Raw genomic sequence first — 18765 nt, forward strand, 5'->3', positions numbered from 1 at the left:
CGACACGTTCAGGCAGGGTCTTCAGGCCACCGGAATCATCGGGTCTGCTGCTGCCAGGGCGGTGGCCCGATCAGCTGCAGGCGGGTAGATCCACAGGGTGTTGATCTGCGTCTTGAGCTCTTTGGCCGGTTCCTTGACCAGCTTGAGCTGGCGATCCCAGCCTTCGGTAAACACCGCGCCCCAGGCGCCCAGATCGAGGCAGGTCACGTACTTGGGCTGACGGTAGGGGGTGGGCGCGACACCTAGCAGGTCCGCAGCGACGTTGTTCCCGGCGTGACGGCCTAGAGAGATCGCATGCTGGCAGGACATTGCTGCGAAGTTGCCGAGGTCGTCGGTGGCGGCATAGGCGACGTCTCCAGCAGCGTAGACATGCTCCTGGCCAAGCACCTTCAGGTTCTCATCGACGTGCAAGCGTCCCTGAGCATCACGAACGCTGGACATCTGTCCGGTGAGCGGGCTCGCGCGAAAACCGACAGTCCAGATCACGGTATGGCTTTCAATGCGACGACCATCGGCGAGGGTAGCGCCGTTGGCATCTACCGCAGCCACACTGGTGTTGAGCACCCATTCGATACCCAGGTGTTCAGAGGCCTCGACGATCGACGGGCGAATCTCATCCCCCATGGCAGCTGCGATCCGAGTACCTCGGTCGACGATGATCACGCGGATGTCCTGATCGTCACCGAGTATTGACCGCAGGCGTGCCGGCATCTCGGTGCCGGTCTCGATGCCGGTAAAACCTCCACCTGCAACGACTACAGTGTTGCGGGCAATGCTGACGGGGCGGTTTTTGAGGGATTTCAGGTGGCTCTCCAGACGCACCGCCGATTCGATCTGATCAACATCAAAGGCATGGGAGCCGAGACCTGGCACTGCCGGGCGGGATAATTGGCTGCCAGCCGCCAGTACCAGACGGTCGTAGGTCAACGTGCACCAACGGCCAGCCTCATCGCGGTAGCCAACGGTCCTTGCCAGTTCATCAATGTGCTCGGCGGTGCCTTTGATGAATCGCACACCTACCGAGTCGAACAACCCGTCCAGGGGAGCGAACATTTTGTGTACGTCGCTTTCATAGAAACGGGGACGTATGCGCAATTGCGCCTGGGGCGCCAGCAGCGTGATTTCCACGTCGCTACGACTGTGCTTATCCAGTAGGCGGGCGGCGCTCAATGCACTCCATACACCACCGAACCCCGCACCAATAACCAGAATATGCTGTTTCATCAGTTGTTCCTCAAAAAAGGTTTTCAATGTTCTTGAAGTTGTTCTTCAAGTTTGGTGGAGCGATACATAGGCGTCGAAAGTTAAGGCGTCTATGTTGAGTTCAGCAGGTCGCCCGCTGTGGATTCATGTTATTTCTGGATTCTTTCCGGCGCACTTCTACATCGGTTCAGAAAATCCATACGTCAGTGGTATGGGGGTATACGAAGGTTTGTATTGGATGCAAAAGAGTGCTTTCAGTTTTGCTGGAGGAGGGCTGTTTCGATGAAGCTCAGAAGCTTCTTGGTTTCACAAGGTTTAGGCAGGCAGGCAATCGGCGCAGACATATCGGTGCCAAGGGAAGGGACGGCTTCAGGGTAAGCCGTGATGAATAGAGTGGGAATGTGAAGGCCCATCGCGACGAGCTGCTTATGAAGCTCCAAACCGCTCATTCCCGGCATCTGGATATCGGAAACAAGGCAATGTGTCTGAGCGGGGTCATTCGTGTTGAGAAACGCCAGAGCACTGCAATAAGTTTTAACTTTGTAACCAGTGGATCGCAACAAACTTTCAAGCGCTGTCCGAACCGAGTCATCATCATCGACGATTGCGATAGTCATTGAGTTGCGTATTTGCGTATATTGCTTCATGTGGGGGCGCTCGTGACAGCTTCTGCCGTTACTACAACATACGCCAACTCATAAGGCATAGAAGTATACCAATGTATGATCTGCTAAGACCAAAGTGTAGATGTTCTACTTGAGCGTTCAATAAAATCACCCAGGTGAGTCTTGTGCTACGGAGTCGCGATTCATTTCAGAAAAATCGCGTGTCCGGTTTTGCAAGAGATCTGGGTATACCCATGTACAAGGCGGCACAACCAAGGGATGCATCGGTTGAACCCAGGTACAAGTGACGTCTTGCCGTTGGCCTGCATAAGCTTGAACCACCTCGCTGGCCTCCGGCAAAACGGGTTGTGCAGCGAACCGTTGTTGGATGTCCCCTTACCCATGCGGCCTTGTGCCTAGGCGGTGAACGTGATGAACAGAAATGATCTGCGGCGTGCCGACATCAATCTGTTGATTGTCTTTGAAACAGTGATGCGCGAACGCAACGTGACCCGGGCCGCAGAGAGACTTTTCCTGTGTCAGGCCACTATTAGCACAGCCCTCGGACGACTGCGTTCGATGTTCAATGATCCGCTGTTCATCCGCACTGGCAGAGTGATGGAGCCGACTGCGCGGGCAGAAGAAATTCATGCGCGGCTGACGCCGGCGCTGGATGGCATCGCTATCGCCTTGAGTTGTGCCCAGACGTTCGACCCACTGACCAGTGACGAGACCTTTCATATCGGACTCTCTGACGATGTCGAGTACGCGCTGCTTCCACGTTTGATCAAGCATCTGCGCGATGAGGCGCCAAACATCACGCTCGTGGTGCGCAGAGTGGACCATCGGCAATTACCCCAGTTGCTGGCCTCGGGAGAGATTTCCGTGGGTATCAGCTTTGCGCAAGAACTGCCGGCCAGTGCCCATTGCAAAAGCCTGCGGCCGATGCACCCCATGCTATTGCGCGCCGATTCGGACCCCGGCGCCCTTGATCTGGATGACTTTTGCAGGCGGCCTCATGTGGTTGTCTCTTCGATGGGAAATGTCATCGACGATGCCGACCATGCCCTGAGCCTGGTTGGTCGGCAGCGCAGGGTAGTCCTGGCTGTTCCGCAGTTCAGTGCCTTGCCCGCTTTGCTCGCCGGCAGCGACATGATTGCGATCGTACCGGACTACGTCGCCCGGGCCATGGAGCGAATGGAAGGGATGCGTGCCGACTTTGCGCCGTTGACGCTACCGGCGCCGGACTTGTCCATGGCCTGGCGCGGCGCGGCCCACAACGACCCTCGGGAACGCTGGTTGCGTTCGTACTTCTGTCGCTATCTCGGTCAGCATCAAGAGCAGTCCGTGCCTCTGGCCGTAGCGTGAATTGAGGCTACGTTGTTCCGTGAAGCATCTCCCCGGCAGGTCGTGCGGCGGCGCTGTTTCTGGCCAGTGATGAAAGTGGCTTTATCACCGGCATTGACCTTTGTGCTGACGGAGGGCTGGGTCAGATCTGAGTTCTAATAGTGCTGGAAGTTGTTGTAGGCTCTATCAACCAGGGGGGCGTCCGTCAAAAAACTAAAATCCGGGCATCCATCCGCAGCCACGCAAGCTCGCTCCGATGGATAACAACATGCAGATATTATGGAACGATGGTGAGCGCACCTTCTGTCGGGAGCTGCGCTCGGGTGTGAAAGGCGACCGCAGTGTTCTCGTTGCACGACCCACTGCTGAACAACCGCTTCCGGATTGTCTTGGCCGTTTCGCCCACGAGTTTGGCCTGAAGGATCAACTGGATGGCTCTTGGGCGGTGCGTCCGATCGAGATGGTGCGGGAAAGTGGGCAGATGTATTTACTGCTGGAAGATACGGGTGGCACGCCGCTTGTGCAGCTGTTGGTTGCCCCCATGGAAACGCCAACGTTCCTGCGTCTTGCGATCAGCATCGCGCAGGCATTGGGAAAGCTCCACCAGCGCGGACTCGTCCATAAAGACATCAAGCCCTCTCATATTTTGGTGAACTGCTCCGACGGTCAGGCTCGGCTTACAGGGTTCGGCCTCGCCTCGTGGTTACCGCGTGAGCGGCAGGCGCCTGAGACCATCGCCGGCACACTCGCCTACATGGCGCCTGAGCAGACCGGCAGGATGAATCGCTCGATCGATTTGCGCAGCGACCTCTATTCCTTCGGCGTCACGCTTTACCAGATGCTGACGGGCTCGCTGCCGTTTACGGCATCTGACCCGATAGAATGGGTGCACTGCCATATCGCCAAAAAACCGCAGCCACCGAGCGTGCGGGTCGAAACCGTCCCCAATGTGCTTTCCCGGATTGTCATGAAGCTGCTCGCCAAGACCGCCGAGGAGCGCTACCAGACGGCTGCGAGTGTTGAACATGATTTGCGGCAATGCCTGGCAGACTGGGAGACCTTGGGCTACATCAATGCCTTTGCGTTGGGCGAGCAAGGGACATCCGATCGGCTGATGATTCCCGAGAAACTCTACGGGCGCGAGTATGAGGTCAGTACCTTGATCGCCGCGTTCGATCGGATCATCGCAAGCAGCGCGCCGGAACTCATGTTGGTCACCGGCTATTCCGGTATTGGCAAATCCTCTGTGGTCAATGAACTGCACAAAGCGCTGGTCCCGCCGCGAGGACTCTTCGCTGCCGGCAAGTTCGATCAATACCGGCGCGATATTCCCTATTCGACGCTGGTGCAGGCATTTCAAAGCCTGGTGCGCACGCTGCTTGGCAAGAGCGACACAGAACTGGCGCAATGGCGCGACGCATTACAGAGCGCACTGGATGCCAACGCGGGGCTCATGACTGACCTCATTCCCGAACTGAAACTCATCATTGGTGAGCCGCCACCGCTGCAGACACTTGAGCCTCAACAGGCGCAACGTCGTTTCCTTCTGGTGTTCCGGCGCTTTATCGGTGTATTTGCCCGGGCGGAGCATCCGCTTGCCCTGTTTCTGGACGATCTGCAGTGGATCGACGCGGCAACGCTCGACCTGCTGGAGGATCTGTTGACCAGCTCGGATGTGCGGCATCTGATGCTGGTGGGTGCCTACCGCAACAATGAGGTGAATGTCACGCACCCGCTAACGGGCAAACTTCAAGCCATTCGGAATGCGGGGGGCAGGGTAGATGAAATCACTCTGGTACCGCTCGCGAAGGGACACATTGAGCAGTTGATTGCGGATGCGTTGCATGACGAGCTTGCGCACATTGAGCCCCTGGCGCAGTTGGTGCTGGACAAAACCGCCGGCAACCCGTTCTTCGTGATCCAGTTTCTGCAAACCCTCGCTGACGAACAACTGCTGACCTTCGATCATCAAGCAAGGCAGTGGTGCTGGAGTGCGGATCGCATCCATGCCAAGGGTTACACCGACAACATCGTGGACCTGATGGTCGGCAAGCTGACCCGCTTGCCGACTGAAACGCAACTGGCATTACAGCAGCTTGCCTGTCTGGGGAACGTTGCCGGGACCACGACGCTTTCGACCGTTCTGGGCATCCCCCAGGCACAGATCCGCACGGTATTGTGGGAAGCCGTACGCCAGGAGTTGGTCCAGCGACTGGAAGGCGCTTATGGTTTTGTTCATGACCGTATTCATGAAGCGGCCTATTCACTGATCCCCAAGGGAGCTCGCGCCGAGGCTCATCTGCGAATCGGCCGGCTGCTCGCAGCGCAGACGCCCCTGCAAGGGCGGGAGGAGGCGATCTTTGACATCGTCGGCCAGCTCAACAGCGGCGCAGTGCTGCTCACCGATCAGGCCGAGCGGGAGCAATTGGCAGAGCTCAACCTGATGGCCGGCCAGCGTGCCAAGGCGTCAACGGCCTATGCTTCGGCGCTCAACTATCTCACCACGGGTGCGCAGCTGTTGGACGACAGCTGTTGGACGCGGCTACATGGGTTGATGTTCGCGCTGGAATTGAACCGGGCCGAATGCGAGATGCTGACTGGACAGTTATCAGTTGCGGACAAGCGCCTGGCGGCGCTCTCGGATCGCGCCACGACTACTATCGAACGAGCCAATGTCGTGTGTCTGCAAATGGATGTCTACCTGCTCATGGATCGCAGCGATGGCGCGGTCGCTGTCTGTCTCGCCTATCTGCGGCATGTGGGCATCGAGTGGTCGGCCCATCCGAGCGACGATGAAGTGCGCCAGGAGTACGACCATATCTGGTCGTTACTGGGCGATCGGGAAATCGAGGAACTCATCGATTTGCCGCTGATGGAGGATGCGGGCTCCCTCATGACCGTCAGCGCTCTGAGCAAGCTCTTCCCGCCTGCCTTGCAGACAGATGCGAACCTGACGGACCTGTTGATCTGCAAGGCGGTCAGTCTGAGCCTCGAAGGGGGCAACTGCGATGCCTCATGTGTGCATTACGCCAATGCATTCAGAGTCGCCGGACGGCGTTTCGGCGACTACCAGGCTGGATTTCGATTCGGCAAACTCGGCTGCGAACTCGTTGAACAACGAGGCCTGAAGCGATTCGAAGCCAGTACCTATCTTTGCTTCTCAAATTTTGCCGTGCGCTGGATGAAGCCCGTAGAGCAATGCCGTGACCTGCTGCGCCGTTCATTTGTTGCGGCGAACCGGATCGGTGATCTGCCGTATGGTGCTTATGCGGGCAACAGCCTTACCTCCGACTCCCTTTTCGCCGGCGAGCCATTGTCCGAGGTACAAGACGAAGCCGAACGTGGCCTGGATTACGCCAGGAAGGTGCGTTTCGGGCTGGTCACCGATTTCATCGGCACACAACTGGCGCTGATCCGGATGCTCCGGGGTTCGACACCAATTTTCGGTTGTTTTGATGATGGACAATTTGATGAGTCAGGCACCGAAATCCACCTGTCCAGCAATCCGGACCTGGCATTGGCCGAGTGCTGGTATTGGGTCCGCAAATTACAAGCCTGCTACCTGGCCGACGACCCCGTGGCAGCCATGCAAGCCGCGGCAAAGGCACAGCAGTTGCTATGGACGTCATACCTGTTCTTCGAGGAGGCTGAATTTTACTTCTATGACGCGCTGGCTCGTGCCCGATGGTGCGACAGTGTCCCGATGGACGAGCGTGCGCAGCACTTGATCGCAATGGCGACGGATCACCGGCAACTCCAGATATGGGCTCAACAGTGCCCAGAGAATTTCGCGAGCCGGGCCGCGCTGGTCGACGCCGAAATCGCCCGCGTCGAAGGGCGGATGATCGAGGCCGAGTTGCTTTACGAACAAGCCATCCACTCGGCGCAGAAGAGCGGCTTTGTCCATATCGAAGCGCTTGCCAACGAACTGGCGTCTCGCTTCTACGCGGCCCGCGGTCTTGGGAAAGTAGCCCGCGTTTACCTGCAAGACGCCCGCTACGGCTATCTGCGTTGGGGCGCAGATGGCAAGGTGCGGCAGCTTGAGGCGCGGTATCCATTGCTGAGGACCGAAGAGCAATCGCTTGGCCCGACAACGACGATGGTCGCACCGGTCGAACACCTCGATCTGGCCACCGTGATAAAGGTCTCGCAGGCCGTGTCGGGAGAAATCGTCCTGGAAAAACTCATCGACATGATCATGCGCACGGCCATCGAACAGGCTGGTGCCGAACGTGGCGTGTTGATTCTGTCGGACACGGGTGAGCACCGCATCGCAGCACAAGTGACCACTGGCAGCCATTCGATGCAGTTGCGCGATGAGCCGGTGACTTCGGCGCTGCTACCGGAGTCACTTCTCTACCATGTCCTGCGCACCGGTGAGAGCGTTTTTCTTGATGATGCCCTGACCGAGGCGCCGTTTGCCGAAGACCCTTACATACGTCAGCACCACGTCCGATCGGTTCTCTGCCTGCCGTTGATGAACCAGGCCAAACTGACCGGTGCGCTCTACCTCGAAAACAATCTGACCGCCCGTGTGTTCAGCCCGGCCCGGATTGCCGTGTTGAAACTGGTGGCCTCACAGGCTGCCATTTCGCTGGAAAATGCCCGTTTGTACCGTGAGGTTGCGGAGCGCGAAGGGAAGATTCGGCGTCTCGTAGACGCCAACATCATCGGGATCCTCGTATGGAACTCCGACGGTGACATCATCGAGGCCAATGACGCATTTCTTCGCATGGTGGGATACGAGCCAGAGGATCTGGTCTCGGGTTGTCTGCGCTGGAGAGATCTGACAACACCGGAATTTCGTGAACTCAGCGAGCACTTTTTGGCGCAAGCGGTGCGGACCGGCTATGCCCAACCCTACGAGAAGGAATATTTCAGAAAGGATGGTAGTCGCCTGCCGGTGATTGTCGGTTTGGCTATGTTCGAAGCCAGCAGCAAGGAAGGAGTTGCTTTCGTGCTGGATCTGACCGAGCGCAAGCAGGCGGAAGAAAAAGTCCGCGAAAGCGAACGACGCTATCGCGAAGTGCAAACGGAGTTGGCCCACGCGAACCGCGTCGCGACCATGGGGCAGCTTGTGGCTTCGATTGCTCACGAAGTCAATCAACCGATTGCGGCGGCCATCCTCAATGCCGACGCCGCGCTGCGCTGGCTGAACATGCAGCCGCCGGAGGTCGAAGAGGTCCGGACAGTGCTTGGCAGTCTCATCACGGATGCCAATCGGGCAGCCGATGTATTGGGTCGGATTCGTCGGCATATCCGCAAGGCACCACCGCAAAAGGGGGCGGTGGACATCAATGCTGCGATTCGCGAGATGGTCGAATTCACCCGTGGCCAGATCATGAAGAGTGGGGCCTTGATTCTGACTCAACTCAACGATGATTTGCCCTTGATCGAAGGCGACCGGGTCGAACTGCAACAGGTGCTGCTCAACTTGATCATGAATGCGCTCGAGGCCATCAATGGTGTGAGCGAGGGTGAGCGCCAATTGCGCATCAGCGCTCAGTTAAATGACGCCGGTTGTGTGCTCGTCAGTGTGAGCGATTCGGGGCCAGGATTCGCCTCGGAGAACACCGAGCAGATTTTCGCTTCTTTCTACACCACCAAGCCCACCGGATTGGGCATGGGGTTATCGATCTGTCGCTCGATCATCGAGGCGCATGGCGGCCGCTTGTGGGCAAGCGTCAACCAACCCCGCGGTGCTACTGTTCAATTCACACTACCTGTCGAGCATCATTGAATCCACGGCACTCTGTTCATCTGCAACCATGTACTCGGCTTAATACTTAGGTTTAGGGGGAAGTATATGAATGGTTGCTTGAAGTAAGCACATGTACAAATGAAACTTCGCAGCCCTGGCGATATATTGCATGTCAAGGGCTGCGGGGAATTTGTCATGAATACTCTAGCTGTTAAGTTGGTAGGTGGGTTTTCATCGCTTCGCTCAGGAATCGTTTTTTGTCTGACGCTAATGGAAATGGAACTCGCCGGCTATTTGACGTCGCTGGTGCTTGAAAGTGGCTTGCTCGCCGAGCGCTGCGATAGCAGCGAGTTGCCAAGAAGTTCTTTCATGTTTCCATTAAGGTTAGTGCATGTAGAAAAGGACACAGGTGATTTGCCAATAGGCTCGCACTTGATTAGCCCGCGCAAATTTTATGTGCATCATGGAATATACCTTGGGTGTGGAGACGTAGCTCATTACTCTGGATTCAGCGGTTCATTCAAGCCAGGCCCCATCGAAGTGACTGATCTTGAAAGCTTCGCAAACGGCAAACCAGTCTGGGTAATGCAGGAGTCATGTGGGTTTTCAAGCGATGAAATTGTCAGTCGTGCGTGTTCAAGAATAGGTGAAAGTCAATACAGTATTCTGTCTAATAACTGCGAACATTTTTGCAGTTGGTGTATTAGTGGGAGAAGTTTTAGTGCTCAAGTCAGGGCGTTTCTCCATTGCCCACGTTATCTGCTTTCTTTTGTCTTGGCGTTAGAATTGTATTTTGTTGCATGATTTCCCCTGTGTTTTCGGGTATGACACATGTTTGTGTGCACGCTTACGCAACATAAAGTGTTGTGCTAAACTTTTTCTTCAACTGATCAGAGGGGGTGTGCATGAGCGGGAATCCACCAATCAACGAGAATGAGCCAGGCAGTAACGGTTCTATGGTATTCGTGGTGGATGACGACGCTTCCATGCGCAACGCATTAAGCAATCTTTTACGCTCCGCCGGCATCCAGGTCGAGACGTTCGCATCCACTGCGGAATTTCTTCAACAGCCAAAGTCAGCTTGCGCAAGCTGTTTAATCCTTGATGTACGACTTCAAGGTAATAGTGGTCTTGAGTTCCAAAGCCAGTTGGTCAAGTCCAATGCCAATATTCCAATTATTTTCATCACTGGGCACGGGGACATCGAAATGTCCGTTAAGGCGATGAAAGCCGGTGCGGTGGATTTTTTGGCAAAACCGTTCCGTGAGCAGGACCTTTTGGACGCGGTGTCTGCCGCACTGCAGGCCGATGTCAGACGCCGGCAAATTGAGCAGCAGTTTTCAGATCTGCATGCCCACTATCAGACGCTGACAGCTCGTGAGAAAGAGGTAATGGCCCTTGCTGTCAAAGGTCTGATGAATAAACAGATTGCAGGGCAGATGAATCTGAGCGAGATCACTGTGAAAATTCACCGCGGGCATGCAATGAAAAAAATGCACGCAAAGTCGTTTGCTGATTTGGTTCGGATGGCAGAGTCATTAGGGGAGCGCCTTGATCGTTGATCAGAACAACAGGTTTGAATGGTTCCTGTTTTTTTGGACGCACCCGATTAATCGCTTTTTGGCTGTCAGCCTGTATTCGCCGCTCAGGTAGGGCGGCAATGAGGGCATCATGCCCCCGTGCGAAAGGCAATTACTGGAACTTCACCCATCTAAATCGAAAGACCAGACCGACATTCGTGCTCTGCCCCTTCTTGCCGAGACGCATGTTCGATCAAGAAGCCACACCGTTTGAGTACTTTTGCCGAGCCGATATTTTCAGCGTATACGGTGGCCACCAGTTGTTTAAGGTTCCAATGCAACTGCGCCTCCTGGATCAGATGCCTCACCGCCAGCGTTGCCAGTCCCTGTCCGCAAGCGTTTTGGGCAATCCGGTAGCCGACTTCTGCCGACCGCTCGGTCATGTCGATAGCGTAGCAACGAACGGCTCAGCGTATTTTGTCGACATCGGGCCTGAAGCATCCGGATCAGTCGAGTGGCAGCGATATCGTTAATCTCGTTCCTTTGTCCGGCGCGCTGTCGATCGTGAATTCCCCGCCCAGCATGCTGATGCGTTCCTTCATTCCCACCAGCCCGAACGAGTTCAGTTTTTTGCGATCCGTCATGCCTACGCCGTTGTCCTTGATCTGCAGATAAAGCTGGCGATCCTCCCTGGAGAGTTCGATATGCACCTGTGTCGCTTGCGCGTGCCGGGCAATATTCGACAGCGATTCCTGCACGATGCGAAACAGGGTCGTGGCGGATTTTTCATTCAGATCGCAACGGAAATTCTCGTCTTTGGCCGACATCGTGCAATCGATCGCGCTGCGCTGCCGGAACTCTTCAAGTTGCCACTCGATCGCTGCCTGCAATCCCAGATCGAGTACGGGTGGTCGCAGATCATTGATGATACTGCGCACGCTGCGGATGGCTGTATCGAGGTGGTTCAGCGCATCGCTGGCCTTTTCGTTGAGCTTGGGGTGCATGGTACTGGTGCGTGCCTGCAACATTGAGACATCGATTCGCAACGCCAGCAGACTCTGTCCCAGCTCGTCATGGATGTCGCGTGCGATCCGCTTTCGCTCTTCTTCCTTGATGTGCTCCTGATAGGAGGCCAGTTCACGCAGCTGCCGCTTCGACTGGAGCAATTCTTCGGCCTGCATCGTCAGTTTGCGCTGCAAGTAGAACAGGTCGACAAACACGCGGATCTTGGCGCGAAGAACCTCGGCCACGATCGGCGAGAAGATGTAATCCACTGCGCCGGACGTATAACCGCGGAAACGCTCGGAATCCGTGTCGGCCTCCGCTGTGACGAAGATAATGGGCGTGTGGGCCGACTTCGGGCGGCCGTGAATGAGTGCAGCGGTTTCAAAACCGTCCATCACCGGCATTTTCACGTCGAGCAGAATGACGGCGAAGTCGCGCTGCAATAGCAGGCGCAGCGCCTCGCGTCCGGAAGTCGCCGTGGCGACATCGAGGCCCATGTCGGTGATCACCGCGGCGAGCGCGGTGAGCTTGGCGGGATTGTCATCCACCAGCAAAACGGATGCTGGCACGCCATCAGGCGGGGCAGGGTGCCGCACCTGGGCTCTCTCATTGAATACCGGAGGTTCTTGCTGCATGTTTATGCCACTTCGGTTTGCACTAGCGCCACATGGCGTTACGGCAACACCGGTAAAATCGAGCCGGCCTTGCGCACCTTTTCACCTTTGCTGTCGCGCAATGAGCGCAGTGCAGCGTCATCGATAGAGCCATTTGCGCATCAGTGACAGCAGCTGGTCGGTATCCACCGGCTTGCTGACATAGTCCGAGGCGCCTGCCTCGATGCACTTTTCACGGTCACCCATCATCGCCTTGGCCGTCAGCGCAATCATGGGCAGGGCTTCGAATCTTTTGAATGTACGGATCTGGCGCATGGTTTCAAAGCCATCCATCTCGGGCATCATGATGTCCATCAGCACGATGTCGGTATCAGGCTGCTGCTGCAGCAGTTCTATGGCGGTTCGGCCGTTTTCGGCCGTGGCCACCAGCATGTTGTTGGACTCAAGCACGCTGGTCAGGGCGAAAATATTGCGCACGTCATCGTCGACTACCAGGGCCTTTTTACCCTCGAGACTGTCCGGACCCTCATAGAGTTTTTCCAGCATTCTGCGCTGGTTCTGCGGCAACCTGGCTACGACACGGTGTAGAAACAGCGCGGTTTCGTCGAGTATGCGCTCGGGGGACTGAACTGCCTTGATCACGCCCTTGCCGAGCAGTGTCCTGAAACGCTCGTGTTCCGGTTTGGTCAGTGTCTGTGCACCATAGACGACGATCGGCAATTCCCGCATGGCGTGGTCTTGCTGCAAGGCCTCGAGAAACCTGATGCCGGACGCGTCGGGCAGTTTGAGATTGATTGCCATGCAGTCGTAGCGTTTCTTTGCCAGTTTCTTCAAGGCCTCCGCGCCGCTGGCGGTCGTTTCGATCTTCACGTCGGTGTTGCCGAGTAGTTCCAGGATGCGGTCGCGGCTCCCTTCGTTGTCGTCGATGAGCAGCAGGTTCCTGGTCTTGCGCCCTGCGAATGCCACGATACCGACCAGTGCATTTTGAATCTCCTCGGCTGTGACCGGCTTGAGCAGATGGTCGAAAGCACCATAGCGCAGCCCGCGTGTGTGGTCGTCAGCGTTCGAGATGATCTGGACCGGAATGTGACGCGTGGCGAAATTGCGCTTCAACTGCTCGAGCAGCGACCAGCCATCGATGTCCGTCAGGCCCGGGTCCAGCGTGATCGCGGCGGGTTTGAAGCGTTCGACAAGCTCCAGCGCATCCGCGCCACGGGTCGAGACGATAGCCCTGAAACCCTTCTGGTGCGCGGCCTCGAGCAGAATGCCGGCGAATCGGGCGTCACCCTCGAGCATCAGCAGCACCTGGTCCCCGGGTTGGACAGACTCACGGTCGTCCGGTATCTGTGCAGGGGGGCCTGGCATGAGGTCGCGCTTGACTTGGCCAGGTACTGCCTCAGTCGTTGATTCGTCTAGCGTCTGACGCTGGGCATCCTGAGTACGCAAGGGCACGTACAGGGCGAAAGTACTGCCCTTGCCGATCTCACCGGGGATCAGCCGCAGCTCACCGCCCAGCCGGTGTGCGAGCTCGCGGCTGATCGACAGGCCGAGGCCGGTGCCGCCGTATTTGCGTGAGGTTCCGGTATCCGCTTGCTGGAACGCCTCGAAGATGAGCTTCTGCTTGCTGTCAGGTACGCCAATGCCGGTGTCGGTGACCACGAAGGCGATCACCGCATCGGCACGATTGAGTTCGCTGTTATCCGCGCTCCACCCGGACACAGCGGGTTCGATGCTGATCTTGACGCTGCCTTGCTCGGTGAACTTGAAGGCGTTGGACAGCAGGTTCTTGACCACCTGCAGCAGGCGCTTTTCGTCGGTCCAGATGACGGGGGGCAGGGCAGGCGCCAGTTCAATCGTGAAGGTCAGGCCCCGACTTTCGGCGACGGGCCGGAAGGTGCGTTCGATCTGGTCGTGCAGATCGGCGAACAGCGCTTCATTCAGATCCAGGGTGACCGTGCCCGACTCGATCTTGGACAGATAGAGAATCTCGTCGATCAGCTCCAGCAAGTCTTTGCCCGCGCTTCGGATGGTCTTGGCATATTCGACCTGCCTGGGCGTGAGGTTGTGTTCCGCGTTGTCGCTGAGCTGCCGGGCCAGGATCAGCAGGCTGTTCAATGGCGTTCTGAGCTCATGGGACATACTGGAGAGGAATTCGGACTTGTACTTGGAGGTCAGCATCAGCTGTTCCGCCTTCTCCTCCAGCGACAACTTGGTGATTTCGACTTCGCGGTTCTTGCGCTCGACTTCGGCTTTCTGCTCCGCCAGCAGTCCGGCCTTGTCCCCCAGTTCCTCGTTGGTCTGCCTTAATTCTTCTTGTTGCCTTTGCAGCTCGTGCGCCAGCGATTGCGACTGCTTGAGCAGTTCTTCGGTACGCATATTGGCTTCGATCGTGTTGAGCACGATACCAATCGATTCAGCAAGCTGATCAAGGAAGGTTTGATGAATGATGCTGTAGCGCGTGAACGAAGCCATTTCGACGACGGCCTTGACCTTGTTCTCGAACAGAATCGGCAACACGATGATATTGAGCGGGGCGGCCGCACCCAGTCCCGATGAAATCGCGACGTAATTGGCGGGTACATCGGTCAGCAGGATGCGCCGCTTCTCGTAGGCGCATTGCCCGACCAGGCCCTCGCCGAGCCGCCACTCATCGTTCACATTGATGTTGCCCTTGTACGCATAAGCGGACAGCAGTTTGAGCTTCGCAGGATCGGACGGGCTCTCGTTCATCATGTAGAACACACCGTGCTGGGCGTTGATCAGTGGAGCCAGTTCAGACAGCACCATCTTGGAGACTGCCGCCAGATCGCGCTGGCCCTGCAGCAGACGGTTGAATTTCGCGAGATTGCTCTTGAGCCAATCCTGTTCCGCGTTTTGCCGCGTGGTTTCCCGCAGGTTGCGGATCATCTCGTTGACGTTGTCCTTCAGTTCCGCGACTTCACCCTTTGCTTCCACCTCCACGTATCGGGTCAGGTCGCCCTTGGTCACGGCAGTCGCCACGTCGGCAATTGCGCGTACCTGATTGGTCAGGTTGGCCGCCAGACCGTTCACGTTGTCGGTCAGGTCGCGCCAGGTGCCGGCAGCACCCGGCACGTTGGCCTGGCCCCCCAGCTTGCCCTCGACGCCCACTTCACGCGCCACCGAGGTCACCTGATCGGAGAACAGCGCCAGGGTATCGGTCATGCCGTTGATGGTGTCGGCCAGTTCGGCGATCTCGCCCTTGGCTTCCAGTGTCAGTTTCTTCTTCATGTCGCCGTTGGCTACGGCGGTCACCACTTTTGCGATGCCTCGTACCTGGCTGGTCAGGTTGGCCGCCATGAAGTTCACGTTTTCGGTCAAGTCCCTCCAGGTGCCGGACACGCCTTGCACCTGTGCCTGACCCCCGAGCTTTCCTTCGGTGCCGACTTCGCGCGCCACCCGCGTCACTTCGGCGGCAAAGCTGTTGAGCTGGTCCACCATGGTGTTGATGGTGTTTTTCAGCTCCATGATTTCGCCCTTGGCTTCCACGGTAATCTTGCGCCCCAGGTCGCCTTTGGCCACCGCCGTCGTCACGTCGGCGATGTTGCGCACCTGGTTGGTCAGGTTGGCCGCCATGCTGTTGACCGAGTCGGTCAAGTCTTTCCACGTTCCCCCGACACCCGTCACCCTGGCCTGGCCACCGAGCTTGCCGTCAGTCCCCACTTCGCGAGCCATGCGCGTCACTTCGTCGGCAAAGGTCGAGAGCTGGTCCACCATGGTGTTGATGGTTTCCTTGAGTTGGAGAATTTCACCTTTCGCTTCGGCGGTGATCTTGCGTGACAGGTCGCCGTTGGCCACCGCCGTCGTCACGTCGGCAATGTTGCGCACCTGGGTGGTCAGGTTGGCCGCCATGCCGTTGACCGAATTGGTCAAGTCCTTCCAGGTACCGGACACGCCGGTCACTTCGGCCTGTCCGCCCAGTTTGCCTTCGGTGCCGACTTCCAGCGCGACGCGTGTCACCTCCGAGGCGAAGCTGGACAGCTGGTCGACCATCGTGTTGATGGTGTTTTTCAGTTCGAGAATCTCGCCCTTGGCTTCAACGGTGATTTTCTTGCCGAGGTCGCCTTTGGCCACCGCCGTCGTCACCTGTGCGAGGTTGCGCACCTGGGTGGTCAGGTTGGCCGCCATGCCGTTGACCGATTCGGTCAGGTCGCGCCAGGTGCCTGATACGCCGCGCACTTCCGCCTGACCGCCCAGCTTGCCTTCGGTACCGACTTCCAGCGCCACTCGGGTCACCTCCGCAGCGAAACTCGAGAGTTGGCCGACCATCGTGTTGATGGTGTTTTTCAGCTCGAGAATCTCACCCCTGACTTCGACGGTAATCGTCTTGCCCAGATCGCCTTTGGCCACTGCGGTCGTCACGTAAGCGATGTTGCGCATCTGGGTGGTCAGGTTGGCGGCCATGTCGTTGACGGAGTCGGTCAGGTCTTTCCAGGTACCGGACACCCCTTTGACATTGGCCTGCCCACCGAGAATCCCTTCAGTGCCGACTTCGCGCGCCACGCGGGTCACTTCGGATGCGAAGGAGCCCAGTCGAGTCACCATGGTGTTCACGATCCTGGCGGATTTGAGGAACTGGCCCCGCAGTCTCAGGCCGTCGAGTACCGGTGGTACCTGCTGGCTCAGATTACCTTCGGCAACCGATCCGATAACGCGAATCATCTCGCTCATCGGGCTGATGAGGTCGCTGGTGAGCGCATTGCTCGAGTTGACGATCTTTTGCCATGAGCCTTTCATCATCGGCAATTGGATACGCTCATCGACCTTGCCCTGCTTGCCGATCAGTCGCGCCACGCGTTCGAATTCGGTGGCGGTGTCGGCCGCCATGTCGATGATCTCGTTGAGCGTGTCGGCGATCTTGCCCGGCATGCCGGTCCAGTCTTCCGGCATACGCGTGGTGAAGTCGCCATTGCGCAACGCCTTCAGCGCTGCCAGCAACGTCTTCATGTCGAAAGCTTCGATCGGTGTGGTCACTGTGGCCATGTCTATGTCCAGTCAAAGTGGATGCCACGCGCAAGGCGTCATGCAGGAGCCGGCATTGCAGTATTGACCATGCTCAATACTGAGCGTTGGCTCACGAAATATTAGCAAGGTTGGCGCAATGCCCCGGATCCTGGGGAAATTGGCCGGGAACAGGCCGTTCCAGCCGACTTCACCCGCAGTCCGGAGAAGTGGGCACTGACGCCTGAGGCAAAAGTGCAAGTGCGCTATCTGCCTGCTAAGGTCAAACTCTGCAGAAGATTCCATGGCTTGCCGGCCACTGCCGAATGGAAAATACAGATGAGTGACCACAAAATCAGAGTCTTGCTGGTGGACGATCACAGCATCGTGCGTAGCGGCGTGCGACGCATGCTGGAGACTGCCGGCGAGATCGACGTTACGGGTGAAGCAGAGACGGCACACGACGCAATGCTCCTGGTCCGGGAGCAGGATTTCGACGTGGCGCTGGTAGATATTCAACTGCCCGACAAGACCGGCCTCCAACTCCTCAAGCTTATGCGTGCAGAGAAGCCCAAGCTCGCCGTTCTGATGTTGAGCATGCATTCGGTCGAGGCCTATGCGTTACGCGCAATCAAGCACGGCGCAGCGGGATACCTGACCAAGGATATTTCCGCAGCCACCCTGGTTACGGCGGTTCGCAAGGTGGCCTCAGGCGGCAAGCACGTCAGTCCTGAGCTGGCAGAAAAACTGGTCAACGCTATCGGCAAGGGCGACGGGGCACCCCACGAAGGGCTATCCGACCGGGAGCTTGAAGTACTCAAGCTCCTCGCTTCAGGCGAGAGGATTGTCCGCATCGCTCAGATATTGCACTTGAGCCCGAGTACCGTCACGACGTACCGGGCACGTATCCTGGAAAAAACAGGGATGGACAGCAACGCGAAACTCGCCCGTTATGCACTCGAAAACGGCCTGTTGACTTAGAACGCCCTGCCATCCGACGCAGTCGGGCCATTCAAGCGTTTTCGGCAGCCTCCACATGCTGCGGTAAACGCCCTGACGTCATTGAATCGTCCTGATCCAGCCTGCTTGTAGTGGAATCACTACAGGCGTTTGGCCGATATCTCCACAAAGAAGTCCTGCTTACGTCGATAGTGGGGTCCGTTCCAATCAAGCATATTGGTCTCTCGGAAAATCTTCGTCCGCTCAATGGCGTTGTCTGGGTCAACGTCTTGTACAGCCATGTCAATAAAGTAAGGTGAAATCATGCAGGTCACCAACACAGAATCATTGACTGCATGGATGCCAGCCAGAGATTCAGGCCCTTTGCGCCTGTTTGTCGTTGAGGATTCGAACGTCGTGCGAGCGCTACGGCACACGGTGTCGCCGCAGATCGCGGGCCTCTCACTTGCCGGGGCGTTCCACCGCGCATCGACCGCCATCGCCGCCATTCGGCGTGAACCGCCCGATGTCGTCTTGCTGGACGTCAACCTCAGCGACGGTAATGGCATGGAAGTATTGCGTGTGGTCGCATCCGAGTATCCGCTGACAAAAGTCATAGTGGTCAGCAATTGCGCTGATCCGACACATTGGAAGTACTTTACAAAAGCGGGAGCCTACGCTTTCTACGACAAGAACCATGAACTTGCCATCATGCGCCGCATGTTGGAGCGTTTAGCCAAGTCCCTGTTGCCAACAGATTTTTCCTGTTGGCATGCATGAGAGCAAACTTCACGAGTCAGAAAAGACTCCGGAATTGATATTCGTAAGTTGAGCAAGGAGTGCAGGCTGCATTCATGTTGAATCAATGTTCC

General features: G+C 57.2%; 10 protein-coding genes and 1 pseudogene. 6 read left to right on the plus strand and 5 right to left on the minus strand.

Translation table 11 applies throughout. The features are described from left to right. Window positions 1-21: 21 nt before the first annotated feature. Together AC07W4_RS13175 and AC07W4_RS13180 are read right to left on the minus strand one after the other, a co-directional pair. Entirely contained in the window at window positions 22-1224 is a 1203-nt protein-coding gene (locus tag AC07W4_RS13175; RefSeq protein ID WP_495032715.1) for an NAD(P)/FAD-dependent oxidoreductase, read from the minus strand. A gap of 233 nt (window positions 1225-1457) precedes the next feature. Beyond that, window positions 1458-1850 carry a response regulator transcription factor gene (locus tag AC07W4_RS13180; protein ID WP_495032716.1) on the minus strand — a complete coding sequence of 131 codons (393 nt, stop codon included), beginning with the start codon at window positions 1848-1850 and terminating at the stop codon, window positions 1458-1460. A 390-nt stretch (window positions 1851-2240) separates the two neighbouring features. Between AC07W4_RS13180 and AC07W4_RS13185 the strand changes: the two genes are divergently transcribed. The 4 genes from AC07W4_RS13185 to AC07W4_RS13200 all read left to right on the plus strand — a co-directional run bounded on the left by AC07W4_RS13185 (window position 2241) and on the right by AC07W4_RS13200 (window position 10418). Then, on the plus strand, window positions 2241-3176 hold the full coding sequence (locus AC07W4_RS13185) for a LysR family transcriptional regulator (RefSeq protein ID WP_495032717.1): 936 nt from the start codon (window positions 2241-2243) through the stop codon (window positions 3174-3176). A 247-nt stretch (window positions 3177-3423) separates the two neighbouring features. Further along, complete coding sequence (locus tag AC07W4_RS13190; protein WP_495032718.1) at window positions 3424-8895, plus strand: trifunctional serine/threonine-protein kinase/ATP-binding protein/sensor histidine kinase; 5472 nt, start codon at window positions 3424-3426, stop codon at window positions 8893-8895. 156 nt (window positions 8896-9051) lie between these two features. Next, a complete protein-coding gene (locus tag AC07W4_RS13195) occupies window positions 9052-9660 on the plus strand; it encodes a lecithin retinol acyltransferase family protein (RefSeq protein ID WP_495032719.1) in 609 nt (202 codons plus the stop codon). A 101-nt stretch (window positions 9661-9761) separates the two neighbouring features. Next, entirely contained in the window at window positions 9762-10418 is a 657-nt protein-coding gene (locus AC07W4_RS13200; protein WP_495032720.1) for a response regulator transcription factor, read from the plus strand. Between the two features lie 149 nt (window positions 10419-10567). Here AC07W4_RS13200 and AC07W4_RS13205 read toward each other — a convergent pair. From AC07W4_RS13205 to AC07W4_RS13215, 3 genes and pseudogenes are all read right to left on the minus strand, one after another. Then, window positions 10568-10825 (minus strand): annotated as a pseudogene (locus AC07W4_RS13205) (GNAT family N-acetyltransferase); the annotation flags it as partial. Between the two features lie 57 nt (window positions 10826-10882). After that, on the minus strand, window positions 10883-12016 hold the full coding sequence (locus AC07W4_RS13210) for an ATP-binding response regulator (RefSeq protein WP_495032721.1): 1134 nt from the start codon (window positions 12014-12016) through the stop codon (window positions 10883-10885). Window positions 12017-12133: 117 nt separating this feature from the next. Then, window positions 12134-16996, minus strand: a complete 4863-nt coding sequence (locus AC07W4_RS13215; protein ID WP_495032722.1) for a response regulator — start codon at window positions 16994-16996, stop codon at window positions 12134-12136. Window positions 16997-17293: 297 nt separating this feature from the next. Here AC07W4_RS13215 and AC07W4_RS13220 point away from each other — a divergent pair, with 297 nt between their 5' ends. Both AC07W4_RS13220 and AC07W4_RS13225 read left to right on the plus strand, forming a co-directional pair. Further along, complete coding sequence (locus AC07W4_RS13220) at window positions 17294-17935, plus strand: response regulator (RefSeq protein ID WP_495032723.1); 642 nt, start codon at window positions 17294-17296, stop codon at window positions 17933-17935. A gap of 282 nt (window positions 17936-18217) precedes the next feature. Continuing rightward, window positions 18218-18673 (plus strand): response regulator, encoded by a 456-nt coding sequence (locus AC07W4_RS13225; protein WP_495032724.1) that lies wholly within the window; start codon window positions 18218-18220, stop codon window positions 18671-18673. Window positions 18674-18765 lie beyond the last annotated feature (92 nt).

It is taken from the genome of Pseudomonas sp. GW821-FHT02A08 (assembly GCF_059422045.1).